The sequence below is a fragment of the Micromonospora sp. BQ32 genome (assembly GCF_059358895.1).
Genome location: NZ_JCADBI010000009.1, coordinates 1 through 21,999 on the forward strand (window position 1 = coordinate 1; position 21,999 = coordinate 21,999).

The following is a 21,999-nucleotide window of genomic DNA, read 5'->3' on the forward strand; positions in this document are numbered from 1 at the left end:
GATGGTGAGGGGTTCGCCATCGACGAGAAGGGTGGGCTCGCCCAAGACACGTAGGCGAAGCCGCCGCGAGGAAGCATCGGGCCGGCTGCGGGGCTCGCCTCTGGTCGCTTGCCGCGGTAGCTGAGCCTTCGGTGGCACCACGTGCGGCAGGGGAGGAGGGCCCGGGATCGGTGGGGCGGGCGGTGCCGGGTCGGGGCGGACGATGACGGCGAGCAGGTCAGTCGCCGCCACCTGGTCGAGGACACACAGTCGAGGTCCAGGCTTTTCGGGGCGCAAGGGGTCGTGCAGATGGCCTGTCGGGGCGGCCTGCCAGGTTGGGCCCGCTGGCCATCCTCCCAGCACAACGACTCGGCCACCGGCCGTGGCCGCCATATCAGCGAGGTGTCTCACGTCGTAGCCGTCGCACTCCTTCGTCAGCAGGAGGACGATCCTCGGTGAGGGGGCGGACTCGACGAGCCGCGTTGTGTCGTGGATGGTCTCCACGGTAGTGAGCTGTGGTAGACGCCGGTCGAGCGCCTGCGCGTCGCCGCCCAGGAGACTGGTCAGCGTTGCCCTGGTGGTGATCAGCGTTGGGGTGCGGAGGTGATGCCCGGCCAGCAGGGCGGAAATCAGCAGTCCTCGGCCGATCGATAACGTGCCTGGTCCGCTGACGCCCAAACCGCTAACCGGGAGGGCACCGACAAGAGCGGCGAAGCTGCCCGACGGCTCCGGTGCAACCGACGGGGCAGTAGCGTCTGCGAAGGCTGCCTGCACAGCCGCGACGGTCGGGGGCAGTCCTGCTGTATCGAGTTCCTCGCGGCGGTGTGGGCCGGGCGGGAGGGGTCGGTAGTCGCGGCGGCGGCGCAGCCAGACGAGGGCTGCGGCAGCAGCGACCTGCCCGGCGACCTCATTAGGAAGCCACCCGCCGGCCAGGAGAATCCCATCATCGCTGGCCGCCGTGTCCTCATGAATGGGGCTGCCCCCGTCGGAATCCTCGGGCATCCCTGCTGCAAGCGGAGGCGATGGTTGCGGCGAGGCGATGGTGACCGTGTTGGTGGCGACGCTGAACACTGCGGCTCCCGCCATGCCGCTTGCCGTCGCCTGCAGCGGCGTCGGCAGCGGAAGCCGGCGCAACCATCCCACGGTCGTCCGCAGGCGGGTTAAGACCCGTACGGCGACGGTGTAGGCGAGCAGCAGCCACAGCAGCCATGCACCGATCGTCAACGCGGCGGTGAGTGTCTGCTCGGTCAAGGGCTGCTGCACCCACGCCCGTACCTGCTCGGTGCTCGGCCACCCGTGTATGGGTGGGCCGATCAGAAGTAGCAGCACCACGGGCGGGCCGGCCAAGAGCGCGAGGACGACCAGCAGCGACATCAGCTGGCGCGGCCACCGCACCTCACCCACCCCCACCCGAGGGCCCGGCACCCGCTGATCGCTGGGCAGCGACAGGGCTCGTGGTGGCGGGGCGGACGATGCGGGTCCACAGCCGGGCCGCCCACCACATCGCTACGGCCACGGCGTAGCTGACGCCGAGAATGCCGGCGGCCTGCCTGCTGACGATCGCGGCGCTGATGACCGCGACGGGGGCGCTGAGAATGAGGCGGAACATCAGCGGCGCCACCAGCGCCATGACCAACCCGACGCCGAGGAGCAGCCCACCGACGCGCCCGGCGATGTCGATGAACAACAGCCGGTCGGGCCACCTGTCGGCCGTCAGCGAGTACTGGATCAACCCCATGCCGAGCGCTGCGGCGACGATCGATCCGGTCGGTGCGGCCAGCAGCGCCGACCAGCCCCCGTGCGGGGCACGCCATTGCCGGGCGGCAACCACCGCCATCGCCACGGCCATCACCACGATCGGCGCGATCGGCCACAACGCCCATTTCAGGAACGGGCCAACGGGTTCGCCGAAGTACTGGCTGGCGACGACCGCGTAGAGGCCGGCGATCGCCGCACCGAGGCTGACTGCGGCGAGGATGCCGATACTGACCTTCCCGCCCTCGGTGCGGGCACTCGGGGAGGGGCTGTGCGCGGCGATCAGGGAACCGAGGACGGTCCCGGCGGCGAGGCAGGCCAGCAGGGCGAACACGGCGGCCATCGTGAACTCGCCCCAGTTCAAACTCACCGAGCGGTAGACGTTCATCAGATTGAACTGTTCGGCGGTCAGGAGGACCTGCCAGATCAGCGCCAGCGACGCGAAGCCCGGCACCGCGATCGCCACGGCCCGTCGCACCGGCGGTATCGGCACCTCCACTGCGACCGCCATCCCCGGGTTTGAGGCACCAGCGTCCGCAGCACCCCGGGCGGCCACGAGCTGAGGCTCGGGAACAACCGTGGTGGTGATGCCTGTGTGCTCGGCGACGACCGTGTCCAACTGCGGCAGGTGGGCGCTGCCGCCGACGCAATAGATCCCCGCCAGGTCGCTGGAGGAGAGTTCGGCGGCGGCGATGGTCTGCCCGACGAGTTGCGCCACGCGTCGATTTACTGGCAGAGCGGCTTCGATGAGCATGGTGCTGTTCGCGATGACCGGTGCTTGCCCGGCGAGCGGTACCGTGACGGCAGGGTGCGCGCCCAACGTCTCCTTCGCAGCGCGGATGCTCTGCGTCGTCGCCCAATCGTCCATGCTGTCGCCGGGTGCGTCCCGGCCGCCTGTCAGAGCGGCAGTCAAGGCCAGGTCGACGGCGGTGCCGCCGGCGGCAGGGTCAGCGAGGGTCGAGAGAACCTCGAACCCCGCCGGGCCGCGGCGAAGCACCGTCACCTCCACGCCCGCGCCGACGTCACAGACGACGATGAACACCCCAACCGGCAGTTGCAGACCGGTCGCCAGCAGGTGCTCGGCAACGGCTACCGGGGCCTCGACGAGACGCGGCTGCGCAAGACCGGCCCGATGCGCGGCCTGCCTCATCCAGGTACGCCGACGCGGTCCCCAACCTGCCGGTACTACCAGCCGCACATCCCGCACCGGCCCGCCGGCAACTCGCTCGGCTTCGGCCGCGACCGTGCGCAACGGCGCCGCCGCTAGCGCGAGTGCCTCCACCGGCGTCTTGTCGACCGTGGCGTCATCATCGACGGCGCGGCGAGGGCTCGGAATGAATCTGCTCGGCTGCTCTACGGCTGCCTGCCACGCCCGCTGCCCTGTCCGTACCTCCCCGTCGGGGCCCACGTATACAGCGCTCGGCAGATACGGCAACCCTTCAAACGAGAGCGCAGACGCGCCGCCATCAGCCCAGGCAAGAACAGCCACGGTGCTGGCGTCACCACAATCGATCGACAGCCGCGCTTCCCCCGCCTGCATGCACACAGTCAAACATGAAGATCTCGTTCACGTCATCTGTTGATCACGCAGAGGTAGCTCGGTGCCGCCCAGGCTGCCGGTGATGCCGCTACCAGGCGAGTGGTCGTCGCTGGAAGTAGAGTCCCCCGGTCGGGCCGTCTGACGGCAGTGTGGCAAGCCATACGAAGGTGTCCGCAGCTTCGCCGGGCGTGGAGTTCGCCTTCCCGTAGGCCAGGCGGGTGTCGACCTTTCCCGGAGACGCCGCGTTCACCAGGATGCCGTCGTCCTTGAGCTCAGCTGCGAGAATGCAGGTTAGTGCGTTCACCCCAGCCTTGGACACTCGGTAGGAAACGCTTCCGGTTCCCATCTCGCCGAAGGTGCCCATGTGGCTGGTGACGTTGACGATCCGGCCGTACCCGTTCTTTCTCATCTCAGGGATGGCTGCGGTACAGCAGCGCCAGGTCCCCATGATGTTGGTGTCCAGGGTGGCTCGCACCTTCTCGATGTCGGCGCTGGCCGCTGCCTGGCCTCGGTCGATGGCGATGCCGGCGTTGTTGACGAGGATGTCTAGCCGGCCGTACTGGTAGCCCACGTCTGCCATGGCACGAGCGACGCTTGCCGGATCGGCGATATCTAGTTGCTGGCCGGATGCGGAGAGTTCATCCGCGAGAAGCTCATCGGCGGCCCGATGTGCGGCTTCCTCGGTGCGGGCGGTGACGACCACGTGGGCGCCGGTCTCGGCTAAGCCGCGGGCGATGGCTTTGCCTAGTCCGCGATTGGAGCCGGTGACAACTGCGACCCTATTGGCCTCGCTCATGTCAGCAGACTACGCACGCGCTCATCCAACGCCCCTGCGGCGGGGTGTCGATGCGCCACGAGGCGACCATGGATGTCCAGCAAGCGGCGATGGTTGCGCACGGATCGGGTGGCGACGACATCTGGAGCAGCCTGGGCAACGAGGCTGCACGCCTGCTCGACATCTCCGAGATTCAGTACGGAATCGGCGCGCCAGATCAGATAGGTTGCGCGGTCCCGGCTGCGCTCGGCCGGTTGGAGTGCGAGGGTCTGCTGAAGCCAGTAGTCACTGGCATGGTGGCGCTGCAGGAGTAGGTAGCAGGCCGCAACCTGGGCGGCGTACTCCGCATGATCAAAATAGCTGGCCCAGGCTGGGCTTGCTTCATCATCAGCGCGTGACATTTCTGTGTCGGCCTCTGCGAGTCGGCGCTCGCACGCTACCGATTCACCAAGCACTGCGTGTGTACGAGCCAAACGGGTAGTGAGCATCGCTCGCACGCGGGCGGGCGCGTCCTTCGCCCCAGCTCGCGCAGCATCGGCCAAACGGAGGGCCTCGGTGGGGCGTTCCGTGTCGACCCGCTGAAGGCTCATGCACTTCAGGATGTTCGCGCCTGCCGCTCGGTCGGCTGCGGAGTGGGCAGCGTGGAGGGCCGCAAACCAGTAGCGCTCGGCCGCCGCGTGGAATCCTGCATCGAAACTAGCCCAACCAGCGATCCGCCCCAACTCGGCGGCGACAACCAGCAGGCGATTGCCGGCAACCTCCGAGTAACTGCTGTGGCGCAGGAGATCCGTTACCAGCCGAAGCTCAGCGTCAACCAGTGACCGCACGCTCCCGCCGCCGAGGCTGGCATCCATGCGGCGCAGGGCCGGCAGTCGCTGTTCAAAGCAATCTAGGAGGTCTGTGTCGACGCGGCCTCCCTCAAGCGCTGCGTTGATCTTCGGAGGCTCGGTTGCGAGCCACCGTTCGGCTATCGCAGCGGCTAACCCGGCCTGCATGATCAGAAACCCTCGGCGATCTAGCACTGCTGGTCCTGCAGTGTCGTCAAGCAAGGCGACTGCTCCGTTGACGGTCCAGGGTGCTGACGTGCTGATCGCGGGACCGGTAGGGAGCCAGTGGGGCCACCCGAGCGCCCTAACTGTTTGCCTATCGACGCCGAGTTCGTCGGCCAATGCGACCTGTGAATCCTCATCCGGCACCACGCCCCATCGCTCCCAGCGCCAAGCCTTCTCGCGCCGGGCTGCAGTGTTTAGACGGCGCGCGATGACATCGACGAGATCTTGTTGCGTCCAGCTTCGCTGTTCTCGAACGTAGCTCAACGGATGCACCAAGAGCTGATTCCGTGGCGATGGTGTCCGCGTCATCCTGCCTCCCGATCGTCGCCGTCACTCTAGTCCGATCCGGTCAAAGAAACGTGCTCTCAGCTGCGGAAACTGCTCGGATTCGTCATGAGACAACAGCGAGACAACAAGCTAGGCGTCGATTTGCTCTGGTCGTTCGGCTTTCCTGAACGGGCCAATCCGTTTCGGTGTCGACCGGTCGCTGTCGGTGATTGGACCGCGCAGAACTCAGGTCGCCCGGCTCGGCGGTGAGCAGGGGAGGTCCGCCCTAGAGGCGCTGGCGAGCCTCCTGCATGGAGGAGTCAAGTTGGGGCCGAGAGAGGGGTGGCTTAAAGATGCACCGGAGAAAGTGGTTTGTTCCGGCCGACGATAGGTCGTTCGATCCCGTAGGCAGCAACGTGACGCGGCATAGGGCTATCGAGGCACGGGTAAAGACGTGTGCGGAAGATCCGAAGCCCAGGCGGGTGGTGCTTAGCGTTGGCCGCGCACCCAGGACCAGCCGGCGCGATGGCTGACCTGGGGCTCTCGCTGGCGGTCGCCCTCGCCTCGCATGGCCGAGCCGCCGACCACTTCTGGTCGTTCATGGAGGACCGCAGTGTGCGGCTACTCCCGCACCAGTTCGCGGCGGTGTTCTTCTCGACGCTTGGGCAGTTAGTCGCGGGTCGGGGTGATCCGGCCGGTCGGCGCGCGGCGTTGGCGGTGTTGGGTCGGATGTACCGGCGTTTCGATCTTCAGCCCTATCACGGTACGGCCGTCGCGGCGGCGTTGGTCGATACGGTGCGCCGGTTCGCGGGCGAGGGTTGGGAGCCCGAGCTGGCGGGTCAGTGGGAGGTGGGGTGTCGGCGGGCGCTTCGGCTCGCGGAGCGGGCGGCGGGGGTGTTGGGTGATGGTCCGCATGTGACGTTCGGCGAGGTGGAGGCGTGCGAGGCGGCCTCTGATGGTGTCGCGGTGTTGACTGTCCGGCCGTTGCGGAGGCTTCGGTATTTGCCTGGTCAGGCAATGCCGGTGTGTACGCCTCGGTTGCCGGGGTTGTGGCGGTGGTATTCGCCGGCGAGCGTTCCGCGCCCGGATGGGCGGGTGGAGTTCCACGTTCGTGCCGTACCGGAGGGTGTGGTGTCGCCTGTTCTGGTCGAGCGGGTCGCGCCGGGGGAGCTGTTGTGGCTGGGGCCGGCTTCCGATGTCGGGTTGTCGCTGGAGGCCGCTGGTGACGCCGATCTGCTGTTGGCGGCCGGGGGTACTGGTCTCGCGCCGTTGCGGGCGTTGGTCGAGCAAGTTGCCGCATCGCCCAACGGGCGGCGGGTGACGTTGGTGGTGGGCGTGCGGACGCTTCTGGACCTTTACGACGCGGTCGCGTTGGACAAGCTTGAACAGGCGCATGCTGACTGGCTCACGGTCGTGTTGGCGTTCTCGAACGATTGCGATGTGGAGCCCGCCGCGCAGGGCGATCTGCTCAGCGTGGCCCTGTATCACCATCAGCCGGGGCAGGCGGTCTATGTCTGCGGCTCGCCGCGTTTGATCGAGGCGGCGCGGAACCGGCTGCCAGCCGCAGGGGTCGCCGCGGACAGCCTGCATCTCGCTGCGACGTTCCATCGCGCGCTTGATTCGGCGCTGTGGGTGTCTCGGCAACGCTCAGCGCACGCTGCCCACCTGGGAAGGATGCTGGGGGCTGCCAGCGGCGGTAGTGGGCTCGGCCAGTTCCCGGGGGATGCGCCATGAGCTTGATGGAGACGGCGGTCCGTCGCGCGACCAGCGAGGACGTTGACGCTCTGTCCTCGGTTATGGCTGACGCGCTGATGGCCCAGCCCATGGGCGTTTGGCTGGTTCCCGATGTCGCCAACCGCGCAGTGGTTCTGCGTCGCTGGGCACGGCTTGTGCTGTTGCAAGGGCTGGAGCGCGGTCGAGTCGATACGACCGACGATCGCGCGGCGGTGGCGGTGTGGCACGCGCGGTTGGAGCCATCCCCGCCGGCTGCCGCATGGGTGTACGACCTGCACAGGCTCCTCGGCCGGCACGCGGCCCGGTTCGCCTTGCTGCATGCCTGTGTCGATGGGCTGCGTCCCCATCGTCCGCATCACCAGCTCGCTCACGTCGCGATCCGTCCCGGGCACGGGGACGCCGTGCAGGCGTTGCTGGCCGCCCATCACCAGACCCTGGACCTTGCGGGGCTGCCGTCGTGTGCGGAGTACAGCGGCGACCAGCCCGGAGACGGACTGCTCGCGCGAGTCGGTTATCAGCCGCGCTCGCCGGTCCTGCTCGCGCCAGGAGGTCCGGCTCTGTGGCGGATGTGGCGCCCTCAACCTTGCGACGTGCAGCCCTGTGGATCGGCTGGCGGTGGGCTGCCGCGACGAGTCCGCCTGGACCGCGCCGCGACTCCTTTTCTTGGCCGCGTCATCCCGGCGGCACCGTCGCGTTCTCCCTGACCACCCAGCACCAATTCATGACCTGCTGGCGGCGACGTTTCGGCTAGCGCGCCACGCCATTACACCCTCATACCGAAGGAAGGCACCCCTCATGCTGACCCGAGCCACTCAGCCCACTGCCGCACTGCGACCGCGGAGTCCCGCCTCGGGGCGTTGGTTGAGGCTGCCAGCACGGATCGCGACTGCCGGCACCGGTACCGACCTCACGCTCGCAGGCGAGGTGACGTCGTCGGAGTACGCGTGGGGGTATGCGATCCGGCGCGAGTGGCCAGACGGGACTCACGACCTGTTCGGATTCACGCCCGATACCGACACCGCGATTCGCCGACTTCACCGCGATCGGAGCTTCTGGCGCGGCGGTCCGGTGCGGCCGACGGTGGTCTACCTCGTGCCCGCCAATGCCGCTGATGTGGGCGCGCATCCGGTGGACGGCTGCCGCAGGTCGGGGTGCCCGGACTCGCCGCAGCGGGGGCAGCGGTGAAGTCGGCGCAGGTGCAGGTGGGGCTCGCGCGGCGGACGCTGACGCCGTTCGGGTTGTGGGTGTTTGGAGCGGCGGCCTCGGCGCCCATGGTGGTGCTTACCGGAGGCATCGTCGAGACGTACAAGACAACGCAGGTGACGGCTCTTCCTCTGACTTTCGTGGTCGTGGCGGGCACGGTCGCGCTGCTGGCGGTGGGGTACGCGGCGATGGCCCGCCAGCTCGGGCATCCGGCGGCCTACTACGCGATCCTCGCGCACGGGTTGGGCCGGAGTTGGGGTGTCGCTGCCGGCATGGTCGCGGTGGTGGCCTACAACGCCATCCAGATCAGCCTGTACGGGCTATTCGGGGCGACGATCGCTGCGCACCTGGGCGGCGCGTGGTGGGTGTGGGCGGGCCTCGCACTGGTCGTCATCGGAGTGCTCGGTGTACGGGCGATCATGTTGTCGACCCGGGTCTTGGCCGTCGTGCTGGCCATGTCGTTGCTGATCGTCGCGGCGTTCGTCCTCGCCGGGGTGGGACAGCCTGCGGACGGTGAGGTGTCCTGGGCCGGTTTCCACGCCTCGGGTCTGGCGGTCAGCGGCATCGGCGGTGCGGTCGCCTTCGGCGTAGCCGCGGTGATGGGCTTCGACGCGCCGGGGTCGCTCGCTGAGGAGGCCGTCGACCGCAGGTCGGTCGGCCGGGCCACCATCGGCGGGGTCCTCGTTCTCGGCGGAGTGTATGCCGTTGCCGCGTTCGCTATGGGGGTGGCGGTCGGCCCTGACGTCGTTGCGGAGGTGGCCGCTGATCCGGCAGTCGGGTTGCCGTTCTCGGTCCTGGCGCGCCTGGGCAGCTGGTGGACGGCCCTCGCGAGCGTGGTGCTGATCTTCGCGATCGTCACGTCGATGCTGGCGTTTCATGCGGTGCTCGCCCGGTACGTGTTCGCCATGGCCCGGGAGAAGGTGCTGCCGGCGGGTCTTGCCCGGACCAGTAGCGCGACCCGGGTCAGTGCGCCGCGTGGTGGGTCGTTGATGCAGACGGCCGTCGCGGCGGTGGTGGTGGGGGTGTTCGGGGTCAGCGGCGCTGACCCGGTGGCGGTGATGTTCACCTGGCTGTCGGCGTTGGGGGCGATGGGCCTGCTGTGTCTACTGCTGGCCGCGTCGGTGGCCGCGATGACGGCACCGGCCAGCGTGCGCGGCCCGCAGGCCGGCGCGTGGGAGTGGCGGCTCGCGCCCGCCCTGGGCGTGCTCGGCGGGTCAGTGGTGCTCGCGCTGATGGTCGGCAACGCCGGGTCTCTGCTCGGCGCCGCGCCCGGATCGCTGAAACCGTTCCTGCTGCCCCTGATCCTCCTTGCCACCGCGGTCGCGGGCGGAGTGTGGGCTGGGCATCTGCGGCAGGCCCGCCCGGAGGTCTACGACGGCATCGGCCGTGGCACACCCAAGAGGCATGCCGTTCCCGACCCCATGAACCTCGCGATCTGAGGAGGGCGATGATGAGGAGTCACGCGGCTACGTCACATGGTGGGCAGTACGGCGCCGACCCACTGGACCCGCGCTGGCAAGCGGGCTACCCACCCGCAGCACCACCTGCCAGTCACCGCGAGCCGGCAGTCACGGTGCCGCCGCCCGGCTACGGCGCGGCACCTGTCCCCAGCGGCTACCAGCGGCCACCCGACGCCACCGTTCCCCCGATCCCGCCCCCGGGCCCGGCTGGCTATCACCAGCACTATGCCGACGGTGAGGTGCCGGCTGACCTGCGCTGGGCGGACCTGCGACTACAGGTCGTCTACCGGTCCAAGCGGCTGAACACCGGCCACCTCATTGAAGCCGATCAGGCGTTCGGGAGGCGCGGCGCGGTCGGCCCGCACGCGCTGATGCTGTTCTTCGTCTCCGACGCGGCCAACGAGCCACACGGCTACCGGTTGCACACCGCCCACCGCACGTGGCCACAGTCGCCGGACTCCGACGTCCTGCCGCAACTGCTTGCGGATATGACCGAGGTCGCCGCGGACAACATCGCCTCCATCGGACGCGAGTGGAGTCCCCTCGGTCCAGAGGGTTCCATGGTCAACGGCGGGGACATGACCCTGCCTCCAGGTGCGTGGTACGTCGGCGTGGGTGTCAGCACCCTCGACTCCGACCAGGGCCGCTGGTACCAAGTCGCCCGGACACTTCGCGACGCCGCCGCCGCTGGCCGCTACATGTCGGCGTTCAATCTCAAGGGTCAGTGCTACGTCCTGTTGACCGACGACACGGCCCTGCACATCGACCGTGACCCGCAGGCCCGCCTTGCCGACGACGGCGTGCGCTGCAACAAAACCCTCAACCCGGACCGGATCATCTACTACAACCCGTACGAGCACCTCACCGAGCAGGGCGACGACGAAACCCGCGACATCTGGCGGCAGCTCACCGCACTGCACCACACCCTCACCGCGCACCTACTCGCGGGACGGCGGGCGTGACCCACCATCAGAGCCTCAGCCTCGCCGACGCCGCGGACCTCAGCGGAGCGCCGGTCGACGTCACGGCCGTGCTCGACCACCTGATCCGCGAGGCCGACGCCGCCGCCGCGACGAGCATCGGGTTTCCCGGCGCCGTGGACCTCGACTACGGCGAGGTCATGACCCGCCTCGGCAACCGGCTGTGGAACAACATCGGTGACCCCGCGGACCTTGGCGGAGTCGCTCACACCCGAGTGCTGGAACGGGCCGCCATCGCCTGGGTCGCCGACACCCTCGCCATGCCGCGAGATGACCGGTGGGGCTACGTCACCACCGGCGGCACCGAAGGCAACCTGTCCGCCCTGCACACCGCCCACCACCGCCACCCCACCGCCCGCATCTACTACTCGACCGCCGCCCACTACTCGATACCCAAGATCGTCCGGATGCTCGGGGCGCGGGGCGTACTGGTCAATGCCGACACGGGCGGGGAGATGGATTACGCGCACCTCGCTGCGCAGGTCGGCCGCCGTCGACGCTGGCCCGCGATCGTGGTGGCCACCGCTGGCACGACCCTGACGGAAGCCGTCGACGACACCACCTCCATTCGCGCCGTCCTCGATGGGCACCAGGTCAATGGACACGTGCACGTCGACGCGGCGCTGTCTGGCATCCCCCTCGCACTCGACGGCCGGCTACGCCTCGATGACGACAGCGGCATCAGCAGCATCGCCATCAGCGGCCACAAATTCCTGGGCGTACCAACGCCCTGCGGAGTTGTCCTCATCCGCGACAGCGCCCGGCACCCGGCGAGCCACATCGCCTATACCGCCGCCCTCGACACCACCGTCACCGGCTCCCGCTGCGGCCTGGCCGCAGCGCTGCTCTGGCACGCCATCGCCACCCACGGCCACGAAGGGCACCGCTGGCGGGCCACTCAAGCCCGCCGCCTCGCTGCTTACACCGTCGATCAACTGAACGCCGCCGGCTGGCCGGCCTGGCGGCACCCGCACGCCTTCACCGTCGTCCTGCCCACCCCGCCCGAGCAGGTGCGCAAGAAGTGGTTACTCGCCACCGACGGAGCCACCAGCCATCTCATCTGCATGCCCGGAATCACCCACGGCCAGGTCGACGCCTTCGTCGCCGACCTCACCGCCACCGCACCACCCCAGTTGATCCCGAAACCCCGGGCGCGACGCGACGATCTATCAACCTCGAGCAGGACGTCGTGAACCCCATTCCCACCGCTAAGAGTCGTTCCGGCGATGCCGTGGCCGCACGGTGTGCTGTCCTTTCGGGCGGTGTGGGCACCCGCACTCCGTCACTGCCGTCCGTCGCCGACTCTGGCCGATGGGCATATCGCGGGAAGGTCGGGGCGGCCGTCCTCGTCACGGCCCTCATCGCCGGGCAGGTGCCCCCGCCGCCTAATCAGGAGTCGCCACTTCTGCTCGCCACAGCCGACGGATGCGGCGTGCCGTCACCGAACGATGATCTCGCCGCCACCGCGCGCATCCCGATGGCGACGATGCTGCGCCCTGGCCAACCGGCTCGCCCGATCCTGCTCCACCTAGCGCGCCATACAGCAACAGACCCTTGCGATTCGGCGGTCGGCCGATTCGATCTGGTCCACCACCGAGCCTGGTACGACAACGAAGGCGAGCAGAGCACGCGGGACAACGTGCGCTGGTACGCCGAGGACGACTCCGGTGCGGAGTTGATGACTCAGCACCCGAGTTATGGGTTCGGTGTCATGAAGGACTTCTGGCCGCCAGGGTGGCTAAGCGACAGAAACCTGTTCCACGCCTATCGCAGCACCGATTGGCTCCGCGCCCGGTCAGGGTTGCAAAACGCGCAGATCAACAGGACCACACAACTCGTGGCCGGTCTCGCCGCGCTCGCCACCTGGAACAGCCCCGGCCTAGAGCAACGCGCCCTCGCCGCCCGGGCCCTTGCGGACACCACCGGGCTGACCGCACACCCCAACACGCTCGACCACGCAGGCCGCACCGGCATCGCCGTAGCCGCCACCAGCGACGACGGCCGTGAACGCCACCTGCTGATCCTGAACCCCAGCACCGCAGCGGTCCTTGCCTACGAACGCGCCATCCTCACGCCTACCGGCTGGCGCACACGCGTCTACCTGCTCCTGCTCACCCGCACCCACACGCCCCACCGCGATTGGGAGCCACCCGCCACCAACACGCCACCCGTGGCCTTAACGGTCCAACGGGAGATGCCCCGCCGGTCCGGTGTGTGGCTTGTCCCCGCCGAGCACCCCTGCACGCCCGAACTCGAACCAGGAGAGGTATCACCGCGATGACGACTACTCACAGCGGCCAACTGCGCCCTGCCCGGCTGCGTGAACTGCTCAACCCGATCATCCGGCAGCAGCTGGACCGGCTCGACATTCAACCCGGCCAGCGCGTCCTGGAGATCGGCGCGGGTGGCGGCGAGGTCACCGCCTACCTGGCCCGCCTCGTCGGCCCCCACGGCAGGGTCACCGCGGTCGACAAGGACACCACCTACCTCAACCCAACGAGCATCATCGACGTCTATCAGCGGGACCTGAACGGTGACGACCTTCCCGGCGAGCCCGACAGCTTCGATGTCGTCGTCGCCCGGTGGCTGCACGGCGCACTGCCACACCCCGCAGAGGCGCTGGAGCAAATGATCGCCCGGCTGCGTCCCGGTGGCTGGCTCGTCCTGGCCGACGTCACCGACACCCCGCCAAGAGTCTTCTGGGCCACCGACGGCGACGTCTGGCTGATCCACACCGTCATGCGACGCGTCTACCGCACCATCGCCGGACTCGACGGTGCCGGCACCTGGACGGCCGACACCCCCGCCCTGCTCGTCGTCAAGGGCATGCCGCAGGTCTGTACCCACGCATCCACCGAGACCTGGACCGGAGGCGGCCCCGGGTGCCAGCTACTCGCCAACGTGGTCGACGACCTCCGTCCCGTCCTGACCACACCCGAAGTCACCGCTGCCGACCTCGACCGGTTCGTCACGCTCATGGCCGACCCAAACGTGCTCCTGGGCTCCTACGAGGGCAGGGCTATCCACGCCCGCAAGGCAACCGAATGACATGCGCCGCACGGGGCGCGGGCAGGGTGCCATCCCTCCGACTGAGTCTGCGGCAGACACGACGGAAATCAACGCAATCTCCTACGTCAAGAACTTGGGCCACCGGCAGGCCGCCACCTACAACCAGCCATTTCCGACCCGGGTAGTCGCCGTGCGACGACTACCCGACGGGCCGCCGCTCATCGAGATAGGCGCGGTGGCCGGTCCCGGCCGGCGGCAGGGGTGCCCCCGTTCCCCTGCCGCCCCCGGCCTGACGCTCCGCAAAGTCCGTGCCGGTAGCTGCGGGGGCTACCTGCCCACCCCTCATCCCAACTCCCTAGGAGGAACCATGAACGACCTGCTCGCCGTCAACGACGACCCGTTCCAGCTGGACGTCCAGATCGTCACCGAGGGTCCCGTCGCCGCCGCACTGTTGGCCGACACGGACGACGGCTGCGACACCCAGAAGAACGGCGACTGCTAGTCGCTTGTCCTTGCCGGTTCCGGTGAGCGACCCGAACGTTCACCGGAACCGGCGACCCCCTGCAACCGAGCAAGTTCCCGTGTGAGGAGTGGATCGTGGCGGCGAGACGCAGTCTGTACCGGCATGTTGATGCCGCCACGATCCGCATCTCCGCGCACTCGTGGCGAAGCGGCGGCCTGCCGTGGCCGCATCGGGGCGATGCCGCAGGCATTGATGGTTGGCTGCGGGAAATGTGGAAGCGCCCTGGTGCGGCCGAAGCCGTGTGGACCGCCAGCCCTGAGTTCGCTTCCCGGATCGAGGCGGTGTGCGCTGGCGGGACACTCGATGCCGGCCGCGGTTGGCGGATGGCTCTGGCACTGGCGCGGTACCTGGTGCGTGCCCAGCGGCGGGCAACGCCCTTCGGGTTGTTCACGGGAGTCGCCGCGCTGCGCTTCGACCGGGCTGCCTCGGTCGTACCGTCAGAGGACTCGACCATCCGGGTACGGCCGGACGCGGGCTGGCTCGCGTCTCTGATCGCGCGGCTCGAAGCCGACCCGCATGTGCGCCGCAACCTGCGTGTGCAGGCAAACAACCTGGCGGTGGGACAGGGACTTCGGCTCGCGGTAGGGCGCCGGCCACATGCCTCGCTACCAGCAGACGGCACCTCTTCGGTGAGAAACACGGATGCCGTGCGGCTGGCCGTGTCGCTAGCCGCCGCGCCGGTGTCGTGGACGGAGTTGGTCGACAAGGTGACCGCCGCGTTCCCACGAACTCCGCATGAGTCCGCAGGCGCGCTGGTTGCCGATCTGGTCGACCACGGCGTGCTGATCTCCAGCCTCCGACCGCCGTCAACCTGCACCGACCCGCTGCGACACATCCTTGACCAGCTCACCACCGTGCAGGATGACCACCTCAACGAACAACAGCCCGTCGCGGCTGCACTCGGGTCGTTGCACGGGGACCTGGGTGGCATCGCAGCCAGTACGACACATCTTCGTGAGCTGGCCGACCGGATGCGTCAGGTGGCAGCGGATCCACAGCCGATCGCGGTGGATCTCCGGCTTGAGGATCAGGTCACCCTGCCGGTCCAGGTCGCTGCCGAGGTCGCGAGCGCTGTGGGCGTGCTACGACGCTTGACGTCCCATCCGGGCGGTCGGCCCGAGTGGCGCACGTACCGCGCCCGGTTCGTCAACCGATACGGCGTGACGGCGATAGTGCCGCTGGCTGAGCTGCTCGATCCGATGACTGGCCTGGGCTACCCGGAACACTTCACCCACGCGGCCGAAGCACCCCCAGCCTCGTTGTCCAGCCGTGACGAACGGCTCTTGGCACTGGCCCAGCAGGCAGTGATCGACGGCGTCCACGAGGTGAAGCTCGACGACGCAGCCGTGAAAGCCCTGGCCAACCCTGCGCCCGAAGAGGGCCACATCAGCCCTCACGTCGACGTCACGACAGAGATCCGCGCGGCATCGCTGGACGCACTGGCGAAAGGGCGCTTCACGATCGCGCTGACCGGCATGGGTCGCTCGGCGATGGCGACGAGCGGACGCTTCTTCGACGTGCTGCCCGCTCCCGAGCGGGAGCGGATGTACAAGGAGTTCGCGCGACTACCCGTCGCGGTGGACGGGGCCATGCAGGCGCAGTTGAGCTTCCCACCACAGCGTCTGCATGCGCAGAACGTACTGAATTCCCCGCTGCTCCTTCCGTGGCTGATTTCCTTGGCTGAGCATCGTCCGGCAACCGAGGATGTCATCAGCATTGGTGATCTTGGTGTGGCTGCCGGTCGGGACCGGCTGGTGTTGGTGTCGACGTCGCGGGGGAGGGTGGTCGAGCCGACGGTGGCGCATGCCGCCGCCCTGCACACGATGCCGCTGCTCGGTCGGTTTCTCGTGGAGTTGCCCCGAGCCATGGATGCCCGGCTGAAACCGTTCGACTGGGGCGCGGCTTCCTGCCTTCCCTTTCGGCCCGCGCTGCGATACGGGCGGATTCTGCTCACGGCCGCCCGGTGGCGCATCGACCCGGCCTGCCTGCCCGCTGCAGACGCGAGCGACGGCGAATGGCTGGCAGCCTGGGAGGTAGTGCGTTCGAGGCTGCGGCTACCCGGGTGGGTGCAGGTCGGCGGCGGCGACCAGAGGCTCCGGCTCAACCTCGATCAGGCCATGGACCGGTCCCTGTTGCGTGCCCACCTGGACGCCAGCACCGAACCGATCACCGTGGTCGAGGCGGCGGGTCCGGAGGACTTCGGGTGGCTGTCCGGGCGTGCTCACGAGATCGTCGTACCGGTCGCCTCCACGGCCGAGCCCGCCGTGGCGCCGGCCGTCGTCTCCGCACGAGGCTCGGGGCCGCCGCCCGCTCCGGCCCCGCCGATCATGCCCGGAGCAGGCGGCATCGTGTCCGCGTCGCTGGCCGTCGAGCCGCCAATGATGGAGCTGGTCTTGCTGCGGGGGCTGCCACCGCTGTTCGCCGACTGGCCCGAGCCGCCGCTGCGGTGGTTCGTCCGCCTCCGACGTCCCACGTCGCACCTGCGGCTGCGGCTGCACATCGACGACTACGGCCACGCGGCCGTACGGATCGGCCGGTGGGCCGCTGCCCTTCGACGGCAGGGCCTTGCCGGAGACCTGAGCCTGGACACCTACCATCCCGAGTCAGGCCGGTACGGAGACGGCCAGGCGCTGGTCGCTGCACACGAGTTGTTCGCCGCCGACTCCACCGCAGCCGTGGCGCAGCTCAGCGCGCAACCCGAGCGTCAGGTCAACCGGCACGTCCTCACCGCCGCGAGCATGATCGACCTGGCAGCCGCGATGCTCGGCAGCCGCAACGACGCATGCGAGTGGCTGGTCGCCCACCCGGAGCAGGCCGCGCCGACACCCATCGACCGGTATCTGCTGCGCCAGGCGGTCACCCTTGACCCGGCCGTGCTGCCGGGACAGGTCCAGCAGGCATGGCAGCAGCGATCCCGGACCGCAGCCCGCTACGCCGACGCACTGTCCGCCTCTCGCGGCCCGCTGACCCCTACCTCCGTACTCACCTCGCTGCTACACCTGCACTTCGTTCGCGCTCACGGTCCCGACGAAGGTGCCGAGCAGGTCACGCATCGGCTCGCCCGCCACATCGCGCTGGCGACCGTACGCCGCCGCGTCCGCACCGCAGGAGCGCCCCAATGACTGCTATGCCCCTCGCGAGCCCACTGCTACGGGCAGCCGAAACGATGGCCTCGTGCATCACCGACACCCTCACCCAGCCACCCCCTCCGGACTTCACGACGGACGACTACGGGCCACGATGTACCCGCTGGCACGCCCAATCCCTATCGCGAGGTGCCGCCGGGGTAGCGATCTTGCACGGCGTGCGCGCCCAGACTGGGCACGGAGGATGGGAACCGGCCTACGAATGGCTGCGACACGCGACCGTTGACACCCTGAACAACGGCAGCGGAGCAGGACTGTGGTTCGGTGCGCCGGCAGTCACCCACGCGCTGACCACGGCCGCGCCGCATGCCCGTCCGGCATCCCTCGACGCGCTCGATTACTCGGTCGCGGATCTGACCAGACGGCGGCTGGCCGCCGCCGAGGCGCGCATCGCGGCATGTGCCCGGCCTACGCTGTCGGAGTTCGACCTCGTACGCGGGCTGACCGGCCTCGGTGCCCACCTGCTACGCCGCGAACCAGACGGACAACTGCTCCGGCAGGTGCTGACGTACCTGGTGCGGCTCACCGACCCGGTCGACATCGACGACGAGGCCGGACGGCTCGCGCCAGGCTGGTGGAGCGCCGACCCGCCCGATCCCGACAGCTCCGCATCGGGTGGGCACGCCAACTTCGGCATGGCGCACGGCATCGCCGGCCCCTTGGCGTTCCTGGCGCTCGCCATGCGCCACAACATCCTGGTGCCGGGACAGGCCGAAGCAATCGGCCGGATCAACACCTGGCTGGACGACTGGCGGCAGACCAGCCCAACCGGACCATGGTGGCCAGAGAGGATCACGGCAGCCGAGCTGCACGCCGGCAAGTCTGTGACACGGGGACCGGCTCGGCCGTCCTGGTGCTACGGCACCCCCGGCATAGCCCGCGCGCAACAGCTCGCCGGGATTGCCCTCCCCGATCCCGCCACGCAGAAGGCAGCGGAAGACGCCCTGGCCCGCTGCCTGGCCGACCCCGTTCAACTCAACCGACTCGTCGACCCATCGCTGTGTCACGGCTGGGCAGGACTCGCCGCAACGGCTTGGTACGCCGCCGTTGACGCCCACACCACCAGTCTGCACACCCACATGCCCCACGTGATGCGCCTGCTGATCCAGCACGCCACCGACGCCACCCCGGCGCGATCCGGCCTGATCGCCGGCCCCGCCGGAGTCGCGCTCACCCTGCACGCCATGGCCACCGGCACCGACATCCGCTGGGCAACCAGCCTGCTAATCCACTAGACGAGGAGACCACCATGGACCTCGACCTCGCCTCTGACATCGCCCCACCCATCCAGGCGGTTCCGGTAAGCCAATGGCGGCAGGTCAACCTGACCTTCGCCGACTGGCACACCGCCGAGAAGTACGCCGCAACCCGGCTCGCCCCCGCACTAACCAGCGCCGAGGACAGCGGTGTGATCACCGCCTTCTGGTTCATCCGCAAAACGCAGACATGGCGGTTGCGGCTCCTGCCCGGCGACCGGCGAGCCAGGGTCTACGCCCTCCTCGCCGACCTCACCAACGACGACCGCGTCCGCGGCGTCACCGAGCCCATCTACCGGCCCGAGGCATACGCGTTCGGCGGCGACCAAGCGATGACGGTCGCGCATACCCTGTTCCACGCCGACAGCCGCCACATCCTCGGCCATCTCGCTGCCGGCGGCGCCCACCGACGCGAACTCGGTGTCGTGCTCGCCACCCGCCTCATGCGTGCCGCCGGACTGGAGTTCGCCGAGCAAGGCGACGTCTGGCGACACCTCGCTAACCGCCGCCACCAATCCAACGCGCCAGGACCAAGCCCTCAGCTGATCGCCGCCGTGCAGCGGCTGCTCATCGCCGCCGCCGACGCGCCGGGTAGCCCGCTGGCAGCCACCCCCCAATGGCCGCAATCCCACGAGCGGGCGGGGGCAGACCTCGGCTTCCTCGACCGGCACGGCGCGCTCACCCGCGACCTGCGCGGGGTGCTAACCCATCACCTGCTGTTCCTCTTCAATCGGCTCGGCATCTCGGCCGCCGACGCCTGGCTCCTCGCGACGGCAGCCACGCACATCACCTTCCACCACTCGTCCACCGACGCCTACGACAAGCATCAACTCACCCAAACAACAGAGAGAAGCACACACATGGTCCACTCGTCTGACGCCGAACCCGACGCTCCCAGCGCAGCCGTGCTTCGCGAACAGCTCGTCACCGCTCTCAGACAGCGCGGCCACATCCGCTCGGCTTCCGTCGAGCAGGCGTTTCGTAGGGTGCCCCGCGAGCAGTTCCTCCCTGGTGTCGATGTGGAGACCGTCTACACCCGCCGCCAGATCGTCACGAAGCGCGACCCCAGCGGTGCCGCGCTGTCCTCGGCGTCGAGCCCAAGCCTCGTCGCGGACATGCTCGAACAGCTCGATCCGCACCCCGGACATCGCGTCCTGGAGATCGGCGCGGCCACCGGCATCAACGCAGCCCTACTCGCCGAGCTAACCACCCCCAGCGGCAAGGTCGTCACCATCGAACTCGACCAAGACCTCGCCGACGGCGCCCGCGCCAGCCTCACCCGCGCCGGCTACGACACCGTCGACGTGATCCACGCCGACGGAGCCCTCGGCCACCCCGACACCGCGCCCTACGACCGAATCATCGTCACGGCCGGAGCGTGGGACATCTCCGCCGCCTGGTGGGACCAACTCGCCAACCACGGCCGCATCGTCGTACCCCTGCGCGTACACGAGAGCGGCCTGACCCGATGCTTCGCCTTCGACCGCACCGACACCCACCAACTCACCAGCACCACGACACCGCTGGTCTGCGGATTCGTCCCCATGCGCGGCACCGCAGAACACACCGACCACCACGTACGCCTCGACACCGACGTGGCCCTCAAACTCGACGCCGCCGACCACCCCGACCGAGCCGCCCTCAGCCACGCCCTGAGCCACCCCCGGCACGAACGCTGGACCGGCATCGAAGTCGCCGACACGGACCCCATCGGCCATCTCGACCTATGGCTACTCGTGCACACCAGCACACCCTTCGGCCGCCTCGGCGTCGGCGACACCGCCCGCACCAGCGGACTTGTCACCCCCGCCTACCGATGGGCCGGAGCCGCCATCTACCACGGCGGCACCGTCGCCTACCTCGCCTTCCAACCAACCAGCGAAGGCCACCACGAACTCGGCGCCATTGCACACGGACCAGACGCCGACAAGCTCGCCGCCGAACTCACCAACCTGCTCGACCAATGGGACGAAGCGGGCCGCCCCAACCAACCCACCGTCACCGCCCACCCAGCAGGAATGCGACCTGCCGAGCCTGGCGACGTCCAACGGCCCGACACCACCTTCACTATCTCCTTCTGACGGCACACGACGGGGCGGTGCCCAGTCCGCCCCGGCCACCCCAGGCACCAGCACCGCCAACCACCACGCACCACCGAACAGACCTCGATGCCAACACGCGCCTCCGCCGTACCTGAGGACACCATGACCCTGCCCCTCGCACCCACCATCGCCGCCCGTTACCCCCTCGTCCCCCGCAAACGCCCGCCAGCCAAACCTCTCGACGCACGAGTGAACCGACTCGCTGCACTCGCCGAGACAGCCCACCGCGAACACGACCCGGAAAAGGCGTCCATGGTCTTCAACGGAGCCGCCCTCGTCGCCTCCGACTGCGGCGACGCGGAACTCGCCCGCACCTGGTGCCACCAACACGCGAACCTCTACCTCAGCGAAGCCCCGCTCAACGGGCACACCGCCCGCTTCGCCCTCGAACCCGTCATCAACCTCGCCCGCCTACGCATCCGAGACGGCGACGGCGACGGCGCACACCGCCTGCTCACCGACCTACACACAGCGATCGTCAGCGGCAGGCACGCCGTCATAGACGAACTGGAGATACATCCCCAGCAACTCACTGCTGACCCCGGCGAAATCCAACAAATCATCAACTGGCTACGCGGCATCCTGCTCTCCGATGGAACCCGCGCCCTCACCCTGTCCGGCCGCTGGGCCGACGCACTGGCTCACGTGCACAACTACGACGGAATCGGCCCCACCCTGCTCGACGGGCGACAGGTCACGATCGTCGCCCACCTCATGCAGGGCGACGACGTCGAAGCCGCCGACCTGCTCAGCCGAACGAAGATCGAACAGCCATGGGAGCGAACGGTGCACGACCTCCTCCAGAGTTGGCACGCAACGACGACCAGAGGCACCCCCACAACTGATTACGCTGGCCTGATTGACCGAGCATCGGCCACCGCGGCAAGCAGAGGACTTCCGGTGTTCCGCGTGCGCCTCAGTCTCACCGCTCTGGACCTTGCCGTCGGCGTCCCGCCGTACGTCGCAGATGAACTCATCAAGCTGCTGACGGCAGACGTCATCGGTAACGAGGACGCCAACGCGGCCCGCGACCTCCTCAACCACCCAGCCGTCGGTCCCGAACACCGCCAACCACTGAGCCAATTAATCGAGGCGAGCGGATTGGACCGAGGGAGCGTGCCAGACACGGCACAAGAATCACTGTCGATAGCCCTCGCTCTAGCCGAATCCGTTATCGGCAGCGCGCCGAATCCCGCGTAGCCTGTCGACTTCGTAGGT

The 21,999-nt window shown here is 68.8% G+C and carries 15 protein-coding genes and 1 pseudogene; 12 read left to right on the forward strand and 4 right to left on the reverse strand.

Features of this window, described 5'->3' with window-relative positions; translation table 11 throughout:
- From AC5L30_RS18180 to AC5L30_RS18195, 4 genes and pseudogenes are all read right to left on the reverse strand, one after another.
- Positions 1 to 1,353, reverse strand: a pseudogene (locus AC5L30_RS18180) (hypothetical protein); the annotation flags it as partial.
- A gap of 22 nt (positions 1,354 to 1,375) precedes the next feature.
- Complete coding sequence (locus AC5L30_RS18185) at positions 1,376 to 3,274, reverse strand: Hsp70 family protein (protein ID WP_494868607.1); 1,899 nt, start codon at positions 3,272 to 3,274, stop codon at positions 1,376 to 1,378.
- A gap of 88 nt (positions 3,275 to 3,362) precedes the next feature.
- Positions 3,363 to 4,070: an SDR family oxidoreductase gene (locus AC5L30_RS18190; RefSeq protein WP_494868609.1), complete on the reverse strand. Its 708-nt coding sequence runs from the start codon at positions 4,068 to 4,070 to the stop codon at positions 3,363 to 3,365.
- Positions 4,067 to 5,410, reverse strand: a complete 1,344-nt coding sequence (locus AC5L30_RS18195; RefSeq protein ID WP_494868611.1) for an NsdA family TPR-like regulatory protein — start codon at positions 5,408 to 5,410, stop codon at positions 4,067 to 4,069. The genes AC5L30_RS18190 and AC5L30_RS18195 overlap by 4 nt, the downstream gene beginning before the upstream one ends.
- Before the next feature lie 483 nt (positions 5,411 to 5,893).
- On the opposite strand from AC5L30_RS18195, the gene AC5L30_RS18200 reads away from it, so the two are divergent.
- From AC5L30_RS18200 to AC5L30_RS18255, 12 genes are all read left to right on the forward strand, one after another.
- The gene (locus AC5L30_RS18200) at positions 5,894 to 7,102 is read left to right on the forward strand and encodes an FAD-binding oxidoreductase (RefSeq protein ID WP_494868613.1); all 1,209 of its coding nucleotides are present in this window, start codon (positions 5,894 to 5,896) and stop codon (positions 7,100 to 7,102) included.
- Positions 7,099 to 7,806, forward strand: a complete 708-nt coding sequence (locus AC5L30_RS18205; protein WP_494868614.1) for an N-acetyltransferase — start codon at positions 7,099 to 7,101, stop codon at positions 7,804 to 7,806. The genes AC5L30_RS18200 and AC5L30_RS18205 overlap by 4 nt, the downstream gene beginning before the upstream one ends.
- Before the next feature lie 492 nt (positions 7,807 to 8,298).
- Positions 8,299 to 9,744 carry an APC family permease gene (locus AC5L30_RS18210; RefSeq protein WP_494868914.1) on the forward strand — a complete coding sequence of 482 codons (1,446 nt, stop codon included), beginning with the start codon at positions 8,299 to 8,301 and terminating at the stop codon, positions 9,742 to 9,744.
- Between the two features lie 11 nt (positions 9,745 to 9,755).
- Positions 9,756 to 10,727, forward strand: coding sequence for a hypothetical protein (locus AC5L30_RS18215; protein ID WP_494868615.1), 972 nt, complete (start codon positions 9,756 to 9,758; stop codon positions 10,725 to 10,727).
- On the forward strand, positions 10,724 to 11,938 hold the full coding sequence (locus AC5L30_RS18220; RefSeq protein WP_494868617.1) for a histidine decarboxylase: 1,215 nt from the start codon (positions 10,724 to 10,726) through the stop codon (positions 11,936 to 11,938). The genes AC5L30_RS18215 and AC5L30_RS18220 overlap by 4 nt, the downstream gene beginning before the upstream one ends.
- A 239-nt stretch (positions 11,939 to 12,177) precedes the next feature.
- A complete protein-coding gene (locus AC5L30_RS18225) occupies positions 12,178 to 13,026 on the forward strand; it encodes a hypothetical protein (protein WP_494868618.1) in 849 nt (282 codons plus the stop codon).
- Positions 13,023 to 13,793 carry a class I SAM-dependent methyltransferase gene (locus AC5L30_RS18230; protein WP_494868619.1) on the forward strand — a complete coding sequence of 257 codons (771 nt, stop codon included), beginning with the start codon at positions 13,023 to 13,025 and terminating at the stop codon, positions 13,791 to 13,793. The genes AC5L30_RS18225 and AC5L30_RS18230 overlap by 4 nt, the downstream gene beginning before the upstream one ends.
- Before the next feature lie 328 nt (positions 13,794 to 14,121).
- Positions 14,122 to 14,256, forward strand: a complete 135-nt coding sequence (locus tag AC5L30_RS18235) for an FxLD family lanthipeptide (RefSeq protein WP_328366546.1) — start codon at positions 14,122 to 14,124, stop codon at positions 14,254 to 14,256.
- A 113-nt stretch (positions 14,257 to 14,369) separates the two neighbouring features.
- Positions 14,370 to 17,399 carry a lantibiotic dehydratase gene (locus tag AC5L30_RS18240; RefSeq protein ID WP_494868916.1) on the forward strand — a complete coding sequence of 1,010 codons (3,030 nt, stop codon included), beginning with the start codon at positions 14,370 to 14,372 and terminating at the stop codon, positions 17,397 to 17,399.
- Positions 17,400 to 17,443: 44 nt separating this feature from the next.
- Positions 17,444 to 18,658 carry a lanthionine synthetase C family protein gene (locus AC5L30_RS18245; RefSeq protein WP_494868620.1) on the forward strand — a complete coding sequence of 405 codons (1,215 nt, stop codon included), beginning with the start codon at positions 17,444 to 17,446 and terminating at the stop codon, positions 18,656 to 18,658.
- Between the two features lie 14 nt (positions 18,659 to 18,672).
- The gene (gene fxlM, locus AC5L30_RS18250; protein ID WP_494868621.1) at positions 18,673 to 20,760 is read left to right on the forward strand and encodes a methyltransferase, FxLD system; all 2,088 of its coding nucleotides are present in this window, start codon (positions 18,673 to 18,675) and stop codon (positions 20,758 to 20,760) included.
- A 123-nt stretch (positions 20,761 to 20,883) separates the two neighbouring features.
- A complete protein-coding gene (locus AC5L30_RS18255) occupies positions 20,884 to 21,981 on the forward strand; it encodes a hypothetical protein (protein WP_494868623.1) in 1,098 nt (365 codons plus the stop codon).
- The last annotated feature ends 18 nt before the right edge of the window (positions 21,982 to 21,999 follow it).

Coding starts and splice junctions, on each gene's coding strand:
- AC5L30_RS18185 (WP_494868607.1), bottom strand. CDS start 3,274: ATGCAGGCGGGGGAAGCGCGGCTGTCGATCGATTGTGGTGACGCCAGC.
- AC5L30_RS18190 (WP_494868609.1), bottom strand. CDS start 4,070: ATGAGCGAGGCCAATAGGGTCGCAGTTGTCACCGGCTCCAATCGCGGA.
- AC5L30_RS18195 (WP_494868611.1), bottom strand. CDS start 5,410: ATGACGCGGACACCATCGCCACGGAATCAGCTCTTGGTGCATCCGTTG.
- AC5L30_RS18200 (WP_494868613.1), top strand. CDS start 5,894: ATGGCTGACCTGGGGCTCTCGCTGGCGGTCGCCCTCGCCTCGCATGGC.
- AC5L30_RS18205 (WP_494868614.1), top strand. CDS start 7,099: ATGAGCTTGATGGAGACGGCGGTCCGTCGCGCGACCAGCGAGGACGTT.
- AC5L30_RS18215 (WP_494868615.1), top strand. CDS start 9,756: ATGAGGAGTCACGCGGCTACGTCACATGGTGGGCAGTACGGCGCCGAC.
- AC5L30_RS18230 (WP_494868619.1), top strand. CDS start 13,023: ATGACGACTACTCACAGCGGCCAACTGCGCCCTGCCCGGCTGCGTGAA.
- AC5L30_RS18235 (WP_328366546.1), top strand. CDS start 14,122: ATGAACGACCTGCTCGCCGTCAACGACGACCCGTTCCAGCTGGACGTC.
- AC5L30_RS18245 (WP_494868620.1), top strand. CDS start 17,444: ATGGCCTCGTGCATCACCGACACCCTCACCCAGCCACCCCCTCCGGAC.
- fxlM (WP_494868621.1), top strand. CDS start 18,673: ATGGACCTCGACCTCGCCTCTGACATCGCCCCACCCATCCAGGCGGTT.
- AC5L30_RS18255 (WP_494868623.1), top strand. CDS start 20,884: ATGACCCTGCCCCTCGCACCCACCATCGCCGCCCGTTACCCCCTCGTC.